Source organism: Burkholderia semiarida, assembly GCF_029268935.1.
Taxonomy (GTDB): Bacteria; Pseudomonadota; Gammaproteobacteria; order Burkholderiales; family Burkholderiaceae; genus Burkholderia; species Burkholderia semiarida.
The window spans coordinates 730,604-747,162 of sequence record NZ_JAHLCL010000005.1 but is presented as its reverse complement, the minus strand read 5'-3'; the positions used below and the strand labels follow the sequence as shown (position 1 = coordinate 747,162).

Annotated in this window: 16 protein-coding genes; 7 read left to right on the top strand and 9 right to left on the bottom strand. The window is 69.6% G+C overall.

Going from position 1 to position 16,559, the window contains the following annotated elements:
- Positions 1-789: 789 nt before the first annotated feature.
- Together KPB06_RS10100 and KPB06_RS10095 are read left to right on the top strand one after the other, a co-directional pair.
- A complete protein-coding gene (locus KPB06_RS10100; RefSeq protein WP_059639011.1) occupies positions 790-1,041 on the top strand; it encodes a hypothetical protein in 252 nt (83 codons plus the stop codon).
- A gap of 272 nt (positions 1,042-1,313) precedes the next feature.
- Complete coding sequence (locus KPB06_RS10095; protein WP_089465934.1) at positions 1,314-2,405, top strand: helix-turn-helix transcriptional regulator; 1,092 nt, start codon at positions 1,314-1,316, stop codon at positions 2,403-2,405.
- A gap of 35 nt (positions 2,406-2,440) precedes the next feature.
- Here the strand turns inward: KPB06_RS10095 and KPB06_RS10090 are convergent, their stop codons facing one another.
- Positions 2,441-2,635 carry a hypothetical protein gene (locus KPB06_RS10090; protein ID WP_081066444.1) on the bottom strand — a complete coding sequence of 65 codons (195 nt, stop codon included), beginning with the start codon at positions 2,633-2,635 and terminating at the stop codon, positions 2,441-2,443.
- A gap of 546 nt (positions 2,636-3,181) precedes the next feature.
- Between KPB06_RS10090 and KPB06_RS10085 the strand changes: the two genes are divergently transcribed.
- The 5 genes from KPB06_RS10085 to KPB06_RS10065 all read left to right on the top strand — a co-directional run bounded on the left by KPB06_RS10085 (position 3,182) and on the right by KPB06_RS10065 (position 9,009).
- Positions 3,182-4,168: a TRAP transporter substrate-binding protein gene (locus KPB06_RS10085; RefSeq protein ID WP_089465933.1), complete on the top strand. Its 987-nt coding sequence runs from the start codon at positions 3,182-3,184 to the stop codon at positions 4,166-4,168.
- Positions 4,165-4,737 (top strand): TRAP transporter small permease, encoded by a 573-nt coding sequence (locus KPB06_RS10080; RefSeq protein WP_059579196.1) that lies wholly within the window; start codon positions 4,165-4,167, stop codon positions 4,735-4,737. The genes KPB06_RS10085 and KPB06_RS10080 overlap by 4 nt, the downstream gene beginning before the upstream one ends.
- 4 nt (positions 4,738-4,741) lie before the next feature.
- Positions 4,742-6,094 (top strand): TRAP transporter large permease, encoded by a 1,353-nt coding sequence (locus KPB06_RS10075; protein ID WP_006481162.1) that lies wholly within the window; start codon positions 4,742-4,744, stop codon positions 6,092-6,094.
- A gap of 94 nt (positions 6,095-6,188) precedes the next feature.
- Positions 6,189-7,280, top strand: a complete 1,092-nt coding sequence (locus KPB06_RS10070; protein ID WP_275905484.1) for a lactonase family protein — start codon at positions 6,189-6,191, stop codon at positions 7,278-7,280.
- Positions 7,281-7,449: 169 nt separating this feature from the next.
- On the top strand, positions 7,450-9,009 hold the full coding sequence (locus KPB06_RS10065; RefSeq protein ID WP_275905485.1) for a methyl-accepting chemotaxis protein: 1,560 nt from the start codon (positions 7,450-7,452) through the stop codon (positions 9,007-9,009).
- A gap of 154 nt (positions 9,010-9,163) precedes the next feature.
- Here KPB06_RS10065 and KPB06_RS10060 read toward each other — a convergent pair whose 3' ends face one another.
- From KPB06_RS10060 to KPB06_RS10025, 8 genes are read right to left on the bottom strand one after another with little or no spacing between them, the layout of a single operon-like run.
- Positions 9,164-9,415: a hypothetical protein gene (locus KPB06_RS10060; RefSeq protein WP_059579186.1), complete on the bottom strand. Its 252-nt coding sequence runs from the start codon at positions 9,413-9,415 to the stop codon at positions 9,164-9,166.
- A gap of 32 nt (positions 9,416-9,447) precedes the next feature.
- Positions 9,448-10,866 carry an FAD-binding oxidoreductase gene (locus tag KPB06_RS10055; protein WP_275905486.1) on the bottom strand — a complete coding sequence of 473 codons (1,419 nt, stop codon included), beginning with the start codon at positions 10,864-10,866 and terminating at the stop codon, positions 9,448-9,450.
- 2 nt (positions 10,867-10,868) lie between these two features.
- Positions 10,869-11,411 carry a hypothetical protein gene (locus KPB06_RS10050; RefSeq protein ID WP_060309942.1) on the bottom strand — a complete coding sequence of 181 codons (543 nt, stop codon included), beginning with the start codon at positions 11,409-11,411 and terminating at the stop codon, positions 10,869-10,871.
- A 37-nt stretch (positions 11,412-11,448) separates the two neighbouring features.
- Positions 11,449-12,528 carry an ABC transporter permease gene (locus KPB06_RS10045; RefSeq protein WP_275905487.1) on the bottom strand — a complete coding sequence of 360 codons (1,080 nt, stop codon included), beginning with the start codon at positions 12,526-12,528 and terminating at the stop codon, positions 11,449-11,451.
- A complete protein-coding gene (locus KPB06_RS10040; RefSeq protein WP_059579610.1) occupies positions 12,521-13,534 on the bottom strand; it encodes an ATP-binding cassette domain-containing protein in 1,014 nt (337 codons plus the stop codon). The genes KPB06_RS10045 and KPB06_RS10040 overlap by 8 nt, the downstream gene beginning before the upstream one ends.
- 11 nt (positions 13,535-13,545) lie before the next feature.
- The gene (locus tag KPB06_RS10035) at positions 13,546-14,619 is read right to left on the bottom strand and encodes a TauD/TfdA family dioxygenase (protein WP_060009071.1); all 1,074 of its coding nucleotides are present in this window, start codon (positions 14,617-14,619) and stop codon (positions 13,546-13,548) included.
- A gap of 3 nt (positions 14,620-14,622) precedes the next feature.
- Positions 14,623-15,285 (bottom strand): class I SAM-dependent methyltransferase, encoded by a 663-nt coding sequence (locus tag KPB06_RS10030; RefSeq protein WP_275905488.1) that lies wholly within the window; start codon positions 15,283-15,285, stop codon positions 14,623-14,625.
- A 28-nt stretch (positions 15,286-15,313) separates the two neighbouring features.
- On the bottom strand, positions 15,314-16,558 hold the full coding sequence (locus tag KPB06_RS10025) for a citrate/2-methylcitrate synthase (RefSeq protein ID WP_275905489.1): 1,245 nt from the start codon (positions 16,556-16,558) through the stop codon (positions 15,314-15,316).
- Position 16,559 lies beyond the last annotated feature (1 nt).

Here is a 16,559-nt window from a genome sequence, read left to right as displayed (position 1 = left end):
CGGAGTGGCCGGGCCGACGGAACGAGCCGCTTTGCGGCGATCTTCCATCCTTCGCGCCCGGCAACCGTCTTCGAATACGAACCGGGTTGACGGGGCAGCGACGAACCGGTGTTCCCAGGTTGCTTCGGTGAACACACCATCGGACGTCGCCGCGAGATAGGCGTTGTCGCCGGAGATCGCGGCGCAACTGCTGGTCGGCACGACACGCCGCAGGCGACGGCGTACGGTTTTGCCGTCTCGAGACGGTGCGCGTGCCGAGCGCCGCCGGATCGGCCAGCGCCTTCCGCGGATCGCCGACCGTGATCGTGAAGGGCGACGCGGGAGGGAACACCGTGCCGCAATCGGCCATCGCGTCGGCGTGCGATCGGGGTTCGAGCAGGTCCGCGCGGAAAGAGCGGATCGTGCCGGGCTTGCCGGCGCTCCATTCGTCAGATGTGAAACCCGCGCGACTCGCCGCAACGCGCGCCATCGTGTTGTCGGGAATCTGTCGCGCCGTGACGCACCCGCCGTTTTTCCACCCCGTCATTTCCGGAAGCCGTTCCCGGCCCATATCGGCCGGCATCCCCACTTTTGGGGATGCCGGCGCCGAGCGGTACGCCTACGATGGTCAACAAGGCACCGGAGACCGGATATCACCAGAACAATCGAGCAGGCCTGCCGTTTCGCGGCGATCGACGCGGTCGTCGCGTGCGCCGATGCGCCACGTGCGCGGTGCGTGGTTGGCGCCGCGGGTGATCGCGCATGGATCGCGGTAGGTCTGATGTCGTATTTCGGGGAATGTCAATCACTATGCTCGCACGAGACTATGTGGAACGAGAGCTCTCTCACATCCAGAGAATGGTGGCGCTGCTGGACAGCGAGACGGACGTCGACGACGTGTCGATGTCGGGCCCGGGTCGCGTCCGGCATCCGCGCTACTGGCGCGGGCGTATCGAGGAACTGCTGTCGACGCCCAACGTGCCGCGTCACGTCAGAAAGCTGAGCGAAGCCGTGCTCGCGAAGATCGACGCGATGGAAGCGCGGTTCGCGGCGATGAAGTAAGCACATCGTCGGGCAGGTCAGCGAAACGCGGTCCATCGCGTCGTCGTCGCTGCTTTACCTGGCCGCCATCCCGCTCGGCCTGCACCGCGCAGGCAGTCGCCTGAGTCGACACGGATTGCGTCGCCGTGTCGAAAACGACCATTACGTCTGACGAGAAGCGGAAACAGACGTGGTATTTCGACCAAACCCGCATCGCCGATTTGAACAACCAGACCGATTGAGTAAGATTCGCGAACGGCGTTCGACATAAACGCACGGCGCGGGGTGGTCAGATGCAGACGAACGGGTTGATTCCATCGGCATGGATCGATGACGTCTACGCCGCGGCGTTGGGCGATCAACGATGGGAAGCGGTGCTGGACGGGCTGCGTTTGTCGGTCGGCGTACGCATGGCGACGCTGCTGTCGTTCGACGATGCGGCGCGGGTGCCGGCGATCGAGCGGGCGGCCGGCGACGATTCGTCATGGGTGGCCGCGTGCCACCGCAGCTACAACACCGAGTTCTACCTGTACGACCCGGTCGTGCCGGTTGCCGCCGACTGGCCGGCAGGGCGCTGGTTCGAGGACGTCAAGCACCTGTCGGTGCGGCAGCGCACACATGGCGTGTTCTATCGGGAATTCCTGCAGCCGTTCGGGCTCGGCAGCATCTCGGGCCTGTACATCCACCGCGGCGAGCGCGCCGGCGCGTTCCTGAGCGTACAGAGCGGGCCCGACGCGCAGGGCCTGTCCGACGACCAGCGCCGCACCATCGAAATCATGGGCGCGCACATCAGCCGGGCGCTGCGGATCCACGCACGCATCGGCGAGCTCGAGGCGCGCGTGGCCGCCGCGGAATCCGCGCTCGACGCCGTGCCGGTGCCGGTGTTCCTGCTCGGCGCGCGACGCGAGTTGCGTTATACGAACCGCGCGGCCGATCAGCTGATCGCCGCGGAACCGGCGCTGCGGATCGTGAACGGGCGCTTTGCGCCGGAAGGCTGCGTCGACGATGCGCAATGGCGACATGCGTTCGCGCGCGGCGGGCTGTTGCTGCGGCGCGCGACGGGCGAGCCGCTGCCCCTCGCGCTGATTCCCGTTCCCGAACAGTCGCGCCTCGCGCGTGAACGGCCCGGGGTCGCGGCGCTGATGACGGCCGCCGACCTGCGCTCGCCGGCGGCGCGCGCGCAGCGCTTGCGGGTGTTCTACGGGCTGTCGTCGGCCGAGGCCGATCTCGCCGTGCTGCTGTGCTGCGACGGGCGCTCGCCGCAGGAATGCGCGACGCTGCGCGGCGTATCGATCGGCACGGTCCGCGCGCAGATCAAGTCGATCTACACGAAAACCGACGTGGCCCGCGCCGCGCAACTGACGTCGCTGGTCATGCAGACCTGAGCGACCGATGCGCGCCGGCGCGGCCGCGTCGGGCTCTATCCGCCGCCGATTCCCTGCAGTATCTTGCCGGTCCCGCCGCAGACGGTGCACGGCTGGCCCTCCACCCGGCCGGTGCCGCGGCACACGCGGCACGTGTCCTCGCCGACGCCCGGCGCGTCCGCCGGGCCTTCGTCGCCGGCGTTCGGCGGGGTAGCCGGGTCGGGTATCGCTGATGGCTTCGTGGTCGACATCACAGGCTCCTTTCGCGTGGCACGCTGTCCGGGCGAGCATCGCGCGTACCTGCCTGCCGGGCCGCGCGCGACGGCGACGGATCGCTCGCGTGTCATAGCGCCGCTCCCGCGTGGACCCCGTACGGATTCGGCCGATCCATTCCAGGGAGCCCGACGAGCGCCTCGCTGCCGTAGGCGCGCCGGCCGGATCGATCGAATGCGTCGCCTGATCAGTCATCCTATAACGTGGAGATGCGAAGCGAAAGAAGGCTGTCGGATGCGGGGAGGCTGCGGTGCCAGCGTCCGACCGCCTGCTGATTCGCCGCCGGAAAACGTTTCTCGAAACAATTGAGATACTGGGAATACAGTTCCCCGATTTCTGCAAAAGACCCGTGATGGTAAAGGTTATAGGGGTATGCACCGAGTGAGTTAAACGATTAACCGACGTACATTCGCTCAACACATCATACGACGTATGACTCCGCGGTCCGACGAAGCGCCCCGGCGACGCAGGTGCGTGCCGACGGATCGCCGCACAACAACGATCGACCATCAAGGAGACTCACCATGAAGCACCGATTCACCGGCTCCCGTACCGCCCTGGCGGTTGCGCTGATGACCGGCTTCGCGATGTCCGCGCACGCGCGCGTGTTCCGCTCGGCGGACGTGCACGGCGACAACTTCCCGACCAACATGGCCGTGAAGTTCATGGGCGAGGCATTGTCGAAGCAGACGGGCGGCAAGGATTCGATCAAGGTGTTCGGCAACAGCGCGCTCGGTTCGGAGAAGGACACGGTCGACCAGGTGCGGATCGGCGCGATCGACATGGCGCGCGTGAACGGCGCGTCGTTCAACGAGATCGTGCCGGAATCGCTGATCCCGTCGTTTCCGTTCCTGTTCCGCGACGTCGACCATTTCCGCAAGGCGATGTACGGCCCGGCCGGCCAGAAGATCCTCGACGCGTTCACCGCGAAGGGGATGATCGCGCTGACGTTCTACGAGAGCGGCGCGCGCTCGATCTACGCGAAGCGCCCGGTGCGCACGCCGGCCGACATGAAGGGGCTGAAGGTGCGCGTGCAACCGTCCGACCTGATGGTCGACGAGATCAAGGCGATGGGCGGCACGCCGACGCCGATGCCATTCGCCGAGGTGTACACGGGGCTGAAGACGGGCCTCGTCGACGCGGCGGAAAACAACCTGCCGTCGTACGAGGAAACCAAGCACTACGAAGTGGCGCCCGATTACTCGGAGACGCAGCACGCGATGACGCCCGAAGTGCTCGTGTTCTCGAAGAAAGTCTGGGACACGCTGTCGCCGCAGGAGCAGGCGGCGATCAGGAAGGCGGCGGCCGATTCGGTACCGTACTACCAGAAGCTGTGGACCGCGCGCGAGGCGTCCGCGCAGCAACTGGTGACGAAAGGCGGCGCGAAGATCGTGCCGGCCGCGCAGGTCGACCGCGCGGCGTTCGTGAAGGCGATGCAGCCGCTGTGGACCAAGTATGAAAAGACGCCGCAGATGAAGCAGATCGTCGACGAGATCGAGGCAACCAAGTGACGCGTCGCACTTCCCTGAACGGCGCGGCGGCCGCGGGCTCGCCGGCTGCCGCCCCGGACGGCGCGGGGCCCGCGCGGCCGCACGCCGCGCCGCTGTTGCGCTGCGTGAACGACGTGCTGTTCCGCGTGCTGGCGGGAATCGCGTCGGCGTGTCTCGCGGTGCTCACGGTGCTGGTGTTCTACGCGGTCGTGATGCGCTACGTGTTCGACAACGCGCCGGATTTCGTCGAGCCGATCGCGCTGTTGCTCGTGATCGTGATCGCGATGTTCGGCGCGGCGATGAAGGTGCGCGACGGCGGGCATATCGGCCTCGATTCGCTGGTGCGCCGGCTGTCGCCGAAGGCGCGCACGGTCGTCATCGCGATTCAGCACCTGAGCCTGATCGCGTTCGCGATCATGATCGTGATCGGCTGCGGCAGCATGGCCGCCGAGACGATGGGCGACCGCATCCCGATCATCGGGCTGCCCGAAGGCGTGCGCTACCTGATCACGATGCCCGCGGCGGTTGCGATCATCCTCTTCTCGCTCGAGCACCTGCTCGCGCTTCGTCGTTCTTCGTCGGGACAATAACGCCATGGAACTCGCGATCCTGTCCGTCAGTTTTCTGATTTTTCTCGTCCTCGGCGTGCCCGTGTCGTTCGCGCTCGGCATTGCGTGCGTACTGACCTACATGGTCGAAGGCCTGCCGATCGCGACCGCGATGCAGGCGATGATCTCGGGGATGAACGCGTTCTCGTTCCTCGCGGTGCCGTTCTTCATCTTCTCCGGCGAACTGATGCTGCACGGCGGCATCGCGGACCGGATCCTGCGCTTCGCGCAGGCGACCGTCGGCCACTTCCGCGGCGGCCTCGGGATGGCGAACGTCGTCGCGTGCACGCTGTTCGGCGGCGTGTCGGGCTCGCCGACCGCCGATACGTCGGCGATGGGCGGCGTGGTGATTCCGCTGATGAAGCGCGAAGGCTACAGCGCCGCGTACGCGGTCAACGTGACGACGCATGCGTCGCTCGCCGGCGCGCTGATGCCGACGTCGACCAACATGATCATCTACGCGTTCGCCGCGCAGGGCATCACCGGGATGCTGCACGGCCAGCCTGTGAGCGGCGTGTCGATCGGCGACCTGCTGTTCTCGGGCCTGTTGCCGGTGTTGTGGGTGATGGGCTTCGTGCTCGCCGCCGCATACTGGCAGGCCGTGCGTCACGGCTATCCGCGCCGCGAGGACGGCTCGTCCGCGCTGCCGCGGTTTCCCGGCTGGTATGCGGTGCTGCGCAGCTTCGTCGGCGCGGTGCCCGGGCTGATGGTGATCGCGATCATTCTCGTGTGCGTCGCGAAGGGCATCGCCACCGCGACCGAAGCGGCCGCGATCGCCGTGGTCTACTCGCTCGTGCTGACCGCGGTGGTCTACCGCACGCTGACGGCCGAGAAGCTGCGCCGCGCGCTGTCGCATGCGGCGCGCACGACGGGCGTCGTGCTGCTGCTGATCGCGGTGTCCAACATGCTGCGCTTCCAGATGTCGTACCTGGAGATTCCGGATGCGATCGAAGGGCTGCTGAAGCAGTCGACCGCCGCGCCCTGGCTGATGCTGCTGTACATCAACATCATCCAGGTGTTCCTCGGCACGTTCGTCGACATGGCCGCGCACATCCTGATCACGACGCCGCTGTTCCTGCCGATCGCGATGGCGTGCGGGGTCGGGCCGGTGCAGTTCGGCATCATGCTGCTGCTGAACTGCTCGCTCGGCCTCGTGCACCCGCCGATCGGCTCGGTGCAGTTCGTCGGCTGCGCGATCGGCAACGTGTCGATCGGCGAGACCACGAAGATGGCGTGGCCGTACTACCTCGCGATCTTCAGCGCGATCAATATCGTCACGTACATGCCGTTCTTCTCCACCTGGCTGCCGAGCCTGATCAGCGGCCACGCGGTGTTCTGATCGCACGCTTCGCCCGTCGCGGCGCCGGACGACCGAGGTGGTCCGGCGCCGCGGTTGCATCCGCGCTTCACTTTCTTCACTTCACGTCACTTCCATGAAAACGACTCTCCTGCGGCGCGCCGTGGCGGCGGCCGCGTTGACGATGGTGGCTTCGTTGGCACACGCGGCGACGTATGCGTACGTGTCGAACAGCGACAGCCGCGACATCTCGGTGTTCGGCGTCGATACGGCGACCGGTGCGCTGACCGCGATCGAAACCGTGCCGGTCGGCGGCGCCGTGATGCCGATGGCGCTGTCGCCCGATCATCGGCGCCTGTACGCGGCATTGCGTTCGACACCGTATCGCGTCGTCAGCTTCGCGATCAATCCGCTCGACGGGCAGCTGAGCGAGCTGGGCCGCGCGCCGCTCGCGGACAGCATGGCGTACGTGTCGACCGATGCGTCGGGCCGTTACCTGTTCTCGGCGTCGTATGGCGGCAACCTGCTCGCGGTGAACCGGATCGGCGCGGACGGCGTGGCCGGCGACGTGCAGCAGACGGTGAAGACCGGCCCGATGGCGCATGCGATCCGCCCGTCGCTGGACGGCCGCTATGCGTTCGCGTCGGTGCTCGGCGCCGACGCGTGGCTGCGCTTGCCGTTCGATGCGTCGACCGGCACGCTGACCGACACGGGCGAGCCTGCGTATCGGCTGCCGGAGAAATCCGGTCCACGCCATTTCGTGTTCTCGTCGAACGGGCGGTTCGCCTACCTGATCGACGAACTCGACGGCAAGCTGCACGTGCTCGCGCTGTCGCACGGCGGCGCCGATGCGCGGGCGATCCAGACCGTGTCGATCCTGCCGCCCGATTTTCACGGCGACAAGCCGTGGGGCGCCGACCTGCATCTGACGCCGGACGGGCGCTTCCTGTACGCATCGGAGCGCACGTCGAGCACGCTCGCCGCGTATCGCGTCGATGCGAAGTCGGGCACGCTCGCGCGGATCGGCACGTTCGCGACCGAACCGCAGCCGCGCGGCTTTGCGATCGATCCGTCGGGCAGGTATCTGCTCGCGGCCGGGCAACTGTCGCCGACGTTGGCCGTGTACCGAATCGATCGCGTTACCGGGCATCTCGACGCAATCGGCAAGTATCCGGTCGGCAAGGGCGCAAACTGGGTCGAGATCGTCACGTACGACGGGACGAACTGATTCGGTGTGCGGCGCAACGGGCGGCATCGATCGCGTGCCGCCCGTTTCGCGAACGGAATGCAACCGCACTCGCGCACTCGCCCGCGCCGCGAACTACCGGTCGATCGACTCAAGTTGGAGCAGCCGCCGTCGTTAACCGATAAGGGATAACTTCGGGAGTCGATTCGCCATGCGTGATCTGAAAGTGAAAAGCAGTCTGCTTGCCGTGCTCGCCGCGTTCGCCGCGATGATCGTCGTCGGCGGCATCGTCGGGATCGTCGCGCTCGGCAGCGCAAACACGAACGCGAAGCGCCTGCACGAAATCGCGACGCAGACGTCGCTCGTCAACGACGCTTACAAGGACAGCACGCGTACCCGCTCGGCGCTCGTCCGTGCGTATTCGGCGCTGAAGGAGCACGACGATCCGGCGCAGCGCGACTCGGCGCTGCAAAGCGCGCAACGCACGTTCGATCTTTCCGCGAAGGAAACGCAGGCGTTCAAGGATGCCGCACCGGTCGGCAACCTCGGCGCGGACCTGAAGCAGGCGCTCGTCGAGTCGTCGACGCATCTCGCGAGCGTGCTCGCGCGTGCGGCCGACGCGCTACGCAACGGCGACACCGCCGCGTATGCGGCGATCAACGACAAGGAGATCACGCTCGCCGGTCAGGTGTATTCGGCGAACGTCGAGAAATTCCAGCGCATCGCCAACCAGCTCGCGCAAGACTCGATCGACGCCGACAACGCCGCCTATACGCGCATCATCGCGATGGTCGGGATCGGCGTCGCGCTGGCGCTCGCGCTGATCGTCACGACGCACTTCGCGCTGCGCGCGATCGTGTCGCGGCCGCTCGCGAACGCGGCCGCGCTGCTCGACCGCATCGCGTCGAACGACCTGACCGTGACGGTGCCCGATGCCGGCCGAAACGAAATCGGCCAGCTGTTCGCGGCGATGAAGAGGATGCAGGCGGGGCTCGCGGCGACCGTCACCGGCATGCGCGACAGCAGCGATGCGATCCATACGGCCGCACGCGAGATCGCGGCCGGCAACCTCGACCTGTCGAGCCGTACCGAGCAGCAGTCGGCGTCGCTCGAGGAAACGGCCGCGAGCATGGAGCAGTTGACGTCGACGGTGCGCCAGAACGCGGACAATGCGCAGCAGGCGAGCACGCTCGCGGCAAGCGCGGCGGACTTCGCGCAGCACGGCGGCGAACTGGTCGGCCGCGCGGTCGACATGATGGGCGTGATCAACGCGAGCTCGCAGAAGATCGCGGAGATCACCGGGATGATCGACGGGATCGCCTTCCAGACCAATATCCTCGCGCTCAACGCGGCGGTCGAATCGGCTCGCGCGGGCGAACACGGGCGCGGCTTCGCGGTCGTCGCGGGCGAGGTGCGCACGCTGGCGCAACGCAGCGCGAGCGCCGCGCGGGAGATCCGGCAGTTGATCGGCGCGTCGATCGACGACGTGCGCGACGGCAACGCGCTCGTGACGCAGGCAGGGCGCGCGATGGACGAGATCGTGTCGTCGGTGCGACGCGTGGCGACGATCATGACCGAGATCACGACGGCCACCGTCGAGCAGAGCGCGGGCATCGACCAGGTCGGCCAGGCCGTCACGCAGATGGATCAGATGACGCAGCAGAACGCGGCGCTGGTCGAACAGGCCAGTGCCGCCGCGACGGCGCTTGAGCAGCAGGCCGGGTCGATGCAGGTCGCGATGTCGGTCTTCCGGGTGGCGCGGGCGGGGTGAGCCGCCTGCCGACGCGGTCGTGTTCGGCGCGCCGCGTGAAGCGGTGTGGGTCATCGGCATCGGCGCCGGTAGCAGCAGTCCCGCTTGTATCGACATCGACGACGACCGTGTGCGGCCGCTCGTCACGACCGCACGGAGCGACGCGAACGCTCACCTAACCCGGTGGTGCATCGCGCTCGGCATCGCCGTCCGATGCGTCATCGCCCGACCGATCGTTGCGCCAGTGCGCAAGCTCGCGCCACAGCGCCGGCCGCGCATGGTCACGCGGCGGCAATTCAATGACATACGCGACGCCACGTACGTTGACCACCGCACCCGAGTCGGGCAGCGCGGGAATGCCCGCGGACGACGGATCGTCGTCCGGCTCGGCGGCGACGGTTGGGCAGGGCGGGCATGGCGACATCATGCGAATTCTCCGTGGGGTGTCGAAGCGGTGCATCAGTAACGGACCCGCCCGACCAGGCCGAGCGGATCGATCGCGTGCTGGACGGCGCCGGCGAGTTGCCGTTGCGCGGCCGGCACGTGCTTGCGGTAGTACGCGATATTGACCGGCCCGACGCCATGCTCGGCGCTGAAGCAGCCGCCTGCCTGCACGACGCGGTCGTACAGCGCGCCGCGCAGCGCCACCTGCTGCAGCGGCCCGTAGCGATGCGCGTCGGCATGCGGGATCGACACGACGAGATGGCAGCCGCCGTCGCCGAAATGTCCGAACGCATGACAGCGCAGCGACGGATGCGCGGCGGCGAGCCACCGCTCGGCGTCGGCGACGAATCCGGCCAGCGCGCCGCGCGGGAACGACACGTCGAACGACAGCGGCACGCCGTCCTGCGCGACCGCGGCCGGCAGCGCGTCGCGAATCCGCCAGAACCGTTCCGCCGGCGCGCACGCCGCGTCGAGCACCGCGCGATCGCTTGCGAGCGCGTCGAGCGTCGCGACGGCGCGCTCCTCCAGCAGCGCATCGAGCCCCGGCATGCCGGTCGCGATCTCGACGAGCGCGTAGCAGGCGGCCGTGCCGGCCTCGAACGGCGCGCGCAATGCGGGAAACGCGGCGGCGACGCAACCGACCGCCGCCGCCGACATGAATTCGAACGCCGACAGCATCTCGCCGAATGCGCGTTCGAACGCGAGCAGGCCGGCGAGCGCGGCGTCGTACGACGCGAACGCGACGAACATCGCGCACGACGACCGTTCGAGCGGCGCGAGCGCGAACGATACGGCGGTGACGAGCCCGTTCGCGCCATTCGCGCCGATGAAGCATTGCGCGACGTCGAAGCCCGCGTTGCGCTTGCGCAGCGGCGCGAGCGCGTCGATCGCGGTGCCGGCTTCGTCCGCCAGCACGACTTCGACGCCGAGCACGTGACGGCGCACGTCGCCGTACTTGATCAGGCGGCTGCCGCCCGCGTTCGCGCCGACGAGGCCGCCGGCCGCCGGATCGCTGCCGAGATCGATCGGCACGCAGAGCCCGGCTTCGCCCGCGACGCGATTGATGTCGGACAGCCGCACGCCGGCCTCGACCGTGATGCTGCGGTTGGCCGGATCGAACGCGCGAACGGCACGCATCCGCTCGAACGACACCACGCATTGCGTGCCGCTGCGATCGGGCACGGCCGCGCCGACGAGGCCCGTGCGCGCACCTTGGGCGACGAGCGCGATCCGGTGCGCGACGGCGGCGCGAACGAGCGCGCGCACGTCGGCGGTCGATGCCGGCCGCGCGACGCCGAGCGGCACACCGCCGTGATGCAGGACGTCGGTCGCATACGGCTCGCATGCGGCGCCTTCGAGCCAGCCGTCGCCGAGCGCCGCGGCGAGCGCGTGCCGCGGCGCGGCGTGTGCCGCGTGTGCGGGCAGCGCGTTCATCGTCAGCTTGCCCGCGCGAGCTGCTTGCGCAGCCGGCCGCGTACGACGACCAGCGCGATCAGCGGCACGACGCCGCCCCACAGCGGGCTGTGGCGCATCGCAATCGACACCGCGAGCGCGACGACGGTGACGGCGAGCAGCACGAGCGACAGCGAACGCGCCCGCGCGCGATCGACGAGCGTGCCGTCGACGAAGCCGCCGTCCGACCACGCGGTATGCACGATGCCGACCACCAGCACGCAGACGAGCATCGCGGCCGGCCCGAGTTCCTCGCCCCACAGACGGCTACCTGTCGGCGAAACCAGCGCGAGCACTGCGCCGATCACGAGGAACAGGTCGACGCCGAGCGCGATGCTGTTGCGCTCCGCGCGGCGCATCAGCCACGCGCCGTGCACGAGCGCGAGCACGCCGCCGATCAGGAACGCGTGGGTCCAGCGCAGGTCCGGCTGTTCGGGGCCGAGCCGGCCGTAGAACAGGAACACGATCGCCGGCAGGAAGTTGCTCGCGTGCAGCAGGTAGCCGGTTATGGGATGGGTCGATTTCATCTGTGTCTCTCCTTCGTCGAAACAGCGGGGCGACGCGTCACGCGTCGTGCCAGCGGAACAGCCGCGCGGCGGCGAACAGGAACAGCGCGGTGCACGCGGTCATGCCGAGCAGTTGCGGCGCGAGCTGCGCGTACGGCGCGCCGTCGACCAGCGCGCCGCGCAGCGCGACCGCGAACTGGTTGGTCGGCAGGAACGCGAGCCCGGCCTTCAGCCACGCGGGCGCGGCGTGCATCGGGATCGTCAGGTCGCTGAAGAACAGCAGCGGGTAGTAGGTGACGTTGCACGCGAGCTCGGCGGCCGCGAGCGAGCGCGTGCGGCTGGCGAGCAGCACGCCGATGCTCAGCACCATCGCCGCGCCGAGCAGCACGATCGGCAACGCGCGCAGCCCGTCCGGCGTCGCGATCGGCAGCGCGATGCCGAACGCGACGCGCGCGACCGTCAGCAGCACGAGCGCCGACAGCGCCATCATCGCCATCCGCGCGACGATCAGCGCGGCGAGGAACACGCCGCGCGACACCGGGAAGCACACGTACAGCTTGAACGTATTGCGCTCGCGCAGCGCGGCGATCGCGGTGGTCGTCGAGTTCAGGCCGATCGCCATGAACGCCATCACCAGGATGCCGGTCGCGAAGAACGCGCCGTAGTCGAACGGGCGGCGCGTGGGCGCCGCGTTCTCGAAGCGCGCCTGCGCGGCCGGCAGCCCGAGCCGCTGCGCGGCGCAGCGCGCGAGCGCGATCTCGACGACTCTCGATGCCGCCTTGACCGCGAGCGAGCCGTTGAAGTCGTAGCGGATCGTCGCCGGCGTGCGCTCGTCGGCGCCGAGCACGACGGTCACGCGCTCGGCCGGCGCGCCGCGGCCGCCGAAGGTCGCCTTCACCGTGTCGCTGTGCGACAGGCTGGCGACGATCTGCGCCTGGCACGTCTGGTTGTACGGCGTCGCGCCGCCGGGCAACTCGAACGCGATGTCGGCCGTGCCGAGCGAACCGGAGCCGCCGAACGCGAACAGCATCACGCTCAGCAGGAACACGGGGAACACGAGCGTCCAGAACAGCGACGAGCGGCTGCGCAGATAGCCGAGCAGCTCGTTGCGCACGAGGATCAGGAACACCTTAGTCATGGCTCGGGCCCTCGGTGCACAGGCGCAGCAGGTCGCCCGGCGTGCTCGGCGCGAGCGCGAGATGCTGGATGCCCCGTTCGCCGACGATCCGGTGCACGTTCGGATGCAGCGTCGCATCGCCGAATGCCTCGACCACGTGCGCGGCCGACACGCGCACGCCGGTCACGCCGGGCAGCGCCGCGAGCCGCTTGCGCAGCGCGCGCGCATCGGCTTCGTCGCGGCAATGCAGGACCGCGCGCGCATCGCCGACGAGCTCGGCGCGCAGCGTGTCCTGGTCGCCCTGGTAGCGCACGCCGCCGTCGCGCACCCACACGAGATCGTCGACCACGCTCAGTTCTTCCTCGGAATGGCAGATCATCGCGATGCTCGTACCGCTTGCGCGGTGGCGCAGCAGATCGATCACGACGCCCGCGTAGCGGCGGTCGAGGCCCGTGAACGGTTCGTCGAGCACGGCCAGCTCGGGCCGATGCGCGAGCGCGACGTAGAGGTCCACGCGCTGGCGCTGCCCCTTCGACAGCGCGCGGCACGGCTTGTCGAGCAGTTCGGCGATGCCGAGCGCGTCGGCGATCGCCGCATCGGTGTGCGCGTACATCGCGCGGTGCAGCGCGACGATCTCCGACACGCGCAGGTGATCGGGATACTCGACCTTCTGCAATTGCGCGCCGATCCGCTGCAGCGAGCGCGAATCGCGCATGAAGCGTTCGGCCGGCACGTCGAGCACGCGCACGTCGCTGCCGCCGCGCCGGAAGCCGAGCAGCGTTTCGAGCAGCGTGGTCTTGCCGGAGCCGTTCGGCCCGACGATCGCGGTGATCGCGCCGAGCCGGAACCGCACGTGGCGCGCGGAGAAGCGGAAATCGCCGGCCGCGACGTCGATCGCGCGCGCGCCGAGCGCCGCGCCCGGCGCATGCGCGTCGGGCAGCGGCGGCGTGCCCGCTCGCCGCGGCCGGTCAAACGCGGCGGGCGGGCCGAACATCGCGCGCACGGACGCAAGAAACGAAACGCTCATCGTCGGCATCCTCAGTCGAACAGCATGACCTGCGTGTCGCGCACGCCGCGGTATGGGTTGCGGCCGTGCGCGACCAGCATGTTGTCGACGACGAGCACGTCGCCGGCCTGCCACGGGAACGCCCGTTCCTCTTCGTCGAGCGCGTCGTAGATCGCCACCAGATCGTCGAACGGCATCGGCGAGCCGTCGCCGTAGCGGATCTCGTACGGGAACGCGGCGCGCGTGCCGTACATGCGCTGCAGGTAGCGATAGCTGAGCGCGCCCATCGAGCGCGGGTTCGGGTGCTGCGCGCTCGCCTGGTTGAACCACACCGTCTCGCCGGTGCGCGGATGCGTGCGCAGCGCGCTGCCGACGTGCGACACGGTCACGCTGCCGTCGTCGAGCCAGCGGCAGCCGACGCCGCGTTCCGCGCACAGCCGTTCCACTTCGTCGCGCGCCGTCGTGCCGAATGCGTCGTCCCACGGCCGGTGGTACGCGGCGAACGGCAGGTTCGGGTTCGCGGCGAGGCCGTCCGCGCGGTCGCCCGGCGCCGCGAAATTGCGCAGGTACATCACGCCGCGTTCCGCGAACCGCGCGCGCAGCGCGGCCGGCACGCGCGCGGTCACGCGGCGCATGTCGCAGATCGGCGTTTCGCCGCCGGCGTCGGCCGGCTGCCGGCAGTAGAACGCGACGAGGCGCGGGAATGCGGGCATGTAGGCCATCTCCTGGTGCAGCCCGATCTTGAACGGCGGCGGCATGCGGGTCGACTCGTAGACCTGGCCGTCGATCTGCCGGCGCGGCGCGGCGCCGGCCGTGTAGCCGTTCGCGTGCGCGGGGTAGAGCGCGCCGAGGCGGCCGAACGCGGCGGTGTCGGGCACCGCGAAGCCGCGCCACAGCAGCGCGCCGCACGCATCAAGCAGCGTGTCGATCGTGTCGAGCCGCGAGCGGTACCACGCGACGAACGTCTCCGGCGACGTCGCGAGTTCGGCGCTGCGCGGGCTCACGCACAGCGGCAGCGTCGCGCCGGGCGCGACCGGCGCGCAGTGCACGTCGTCGGCGCCGAGCCGCACGGCGGCATGTGCGGCGAGGAAGGCGAGATCGGTCATCGCTCAGGCCAGCGCCGGTTTCTTCAGCAGGATTTCGAAGCCGAGCGCGCCGAGCCCCGCGCTCGGGCTGTAGATCGACGCAACCTGCGTCAGACCGGCTTCTGCCACCAGCGCATGCGCCTCGTCGAGCGTGATCTTTTCCTCGACGTGGGTCGGCGGATAGTCGGCGGCCGCGCGCATCTCGGTGAAGCGGTCGAGCAGGTGCTGCGGCGCGTCGCGGCGCATGTCGTGCACGAGCGCGATGCCGCCCGGCTCCAGCACGCGGTACATCTCGGTGAGGCTCAACGCCTTGTCGGGCAGATGGTGCAGCGTCGCGCGGCCGACCGCCATCGTCAGCGTGCCGGCGTCGAACGGCAGCGCGAGCGCGTCGCCGACGCGCATCTCGATCGTGTCGTCGAGCCCGAGTTCGCGAATGCGCGGGCGGCCTTCGTCGAGCATTGTCGGATCGAGGTCGATGCCGACGTAGCGCCAGCCGCGCATCGCCGGATCGGTCGCGAGCCGCACCGGCACGACGCCGGTGGCCGTGCCGATGTCGGCGATCGTGCCGGGCGTCATCCCGCGCGCGAGCTGGCGGATGCGGCTGATGAACAGCAGGTCCCACGGTTCGAGCGTTTCGGTGGCGAAGCGATCGTAGTCGTTCGCCGGGCGCAGGTTCTTGAGCAGCATGACGTTCCTTGTGCGAAAGGGTGAGGGTTCACAGCCAGCCGACCGGCACGGCGGCCAGCAGCCGTCGCGCGGTCGCGCTGTTGACGCCGAACGCCGGGCGGCGGCGCCGTTCCACCGCATGCGCGGCCATCGCCGCGATGCGCGCGCCGAGCCCGACGCCGACGCCCCACGACGGCGCGGCGACGCCGAGTTCGAGCAGCGTCGCGGCGGTCAGGAAATCGATGTTCGGCCGCAGCGCGCGGCGCGCGTCGGCCTGCGCGCAGCACGCGTCGAACAGCGTCACGTAGCCGCCGCCGAAGCCGCAGGCCGCGAACCGGCCGCGCATGTGCGGCGGACGCGGATCGGCGACGAACAGCGGATGGCCGAAGCCGTACAGCGTGCGTTTCGCGTCGAGCGCCGCATCGATCGCCGCGCGCCCGGCTGCGTCGAGCGCGGCCGACGGTGCGCCGGCGCCGCCGGGCACCGATCGCGCGAGCGCCGCGAGCCACTGCATCGCTTCGAGCGCGGCGCCGACGTGCGACGGCCCGCTCGCGAGGAAGCCGGACGCGATCGCCTGCGTCAGCGTGACGCCGGTGCCGATCGCCACGCGCGGCGCGAGCACGGTCGGCGTGATGTAGCCGAAGCCGGCGTGCCACGCGACGAGCAGCATGTCCATCACGGCTTGCGCCGGCGCGTCGTGGCGCGTCGCGCCGGTCAGCACGAGCATGCGTTGCGCTTGGGTCCGTGCTGCATCGAGCGCCGTGCCGCCGCCGGCGCGCGGGCCGGCGGCGAACGGCCGGCCCTCGATCGCCGCGTGCAGCAGGAACGGCGCGGCGGCCGCGCACAGCAGCATCGTGTCGAGATCGGCATCGTCCAGCGCCGGGCCGCGCATGCGTTCGAGCACGTCGTCGAGGCCGCGCAGCAGGCCGGACGCGGCCGCGAACACCGGCGCGACGCCCGCCGCACCGAGGTCGGCTGAAACCGACTGGGCGACCGAGCCCGGCGCCAGCGCGTCGGCGAACGCCGCGAGCCGCTCGGCGATCGCGGCCTCGTGCGCGCGATGGTCGGCGCGGCCGGGCGCGACGTCGAACCACAGATGCGCGAGCGCGCCTTCGAACGTCGTCGCGCCGATCAGCGCGTTCAGGTCGAGATCGCGCACGCGCAGCGCTTCGGGGTCGAGCGTCGCGCCGTCGATGTCGGTGCCGCGATGGCGCGTCGCCGGGCGGCCGAGCAGGTTGCGCGGCGCATCGGCGGTCGGGGCGGCTGGGATGCCGGAATCGAGCGTCGTGTCCATG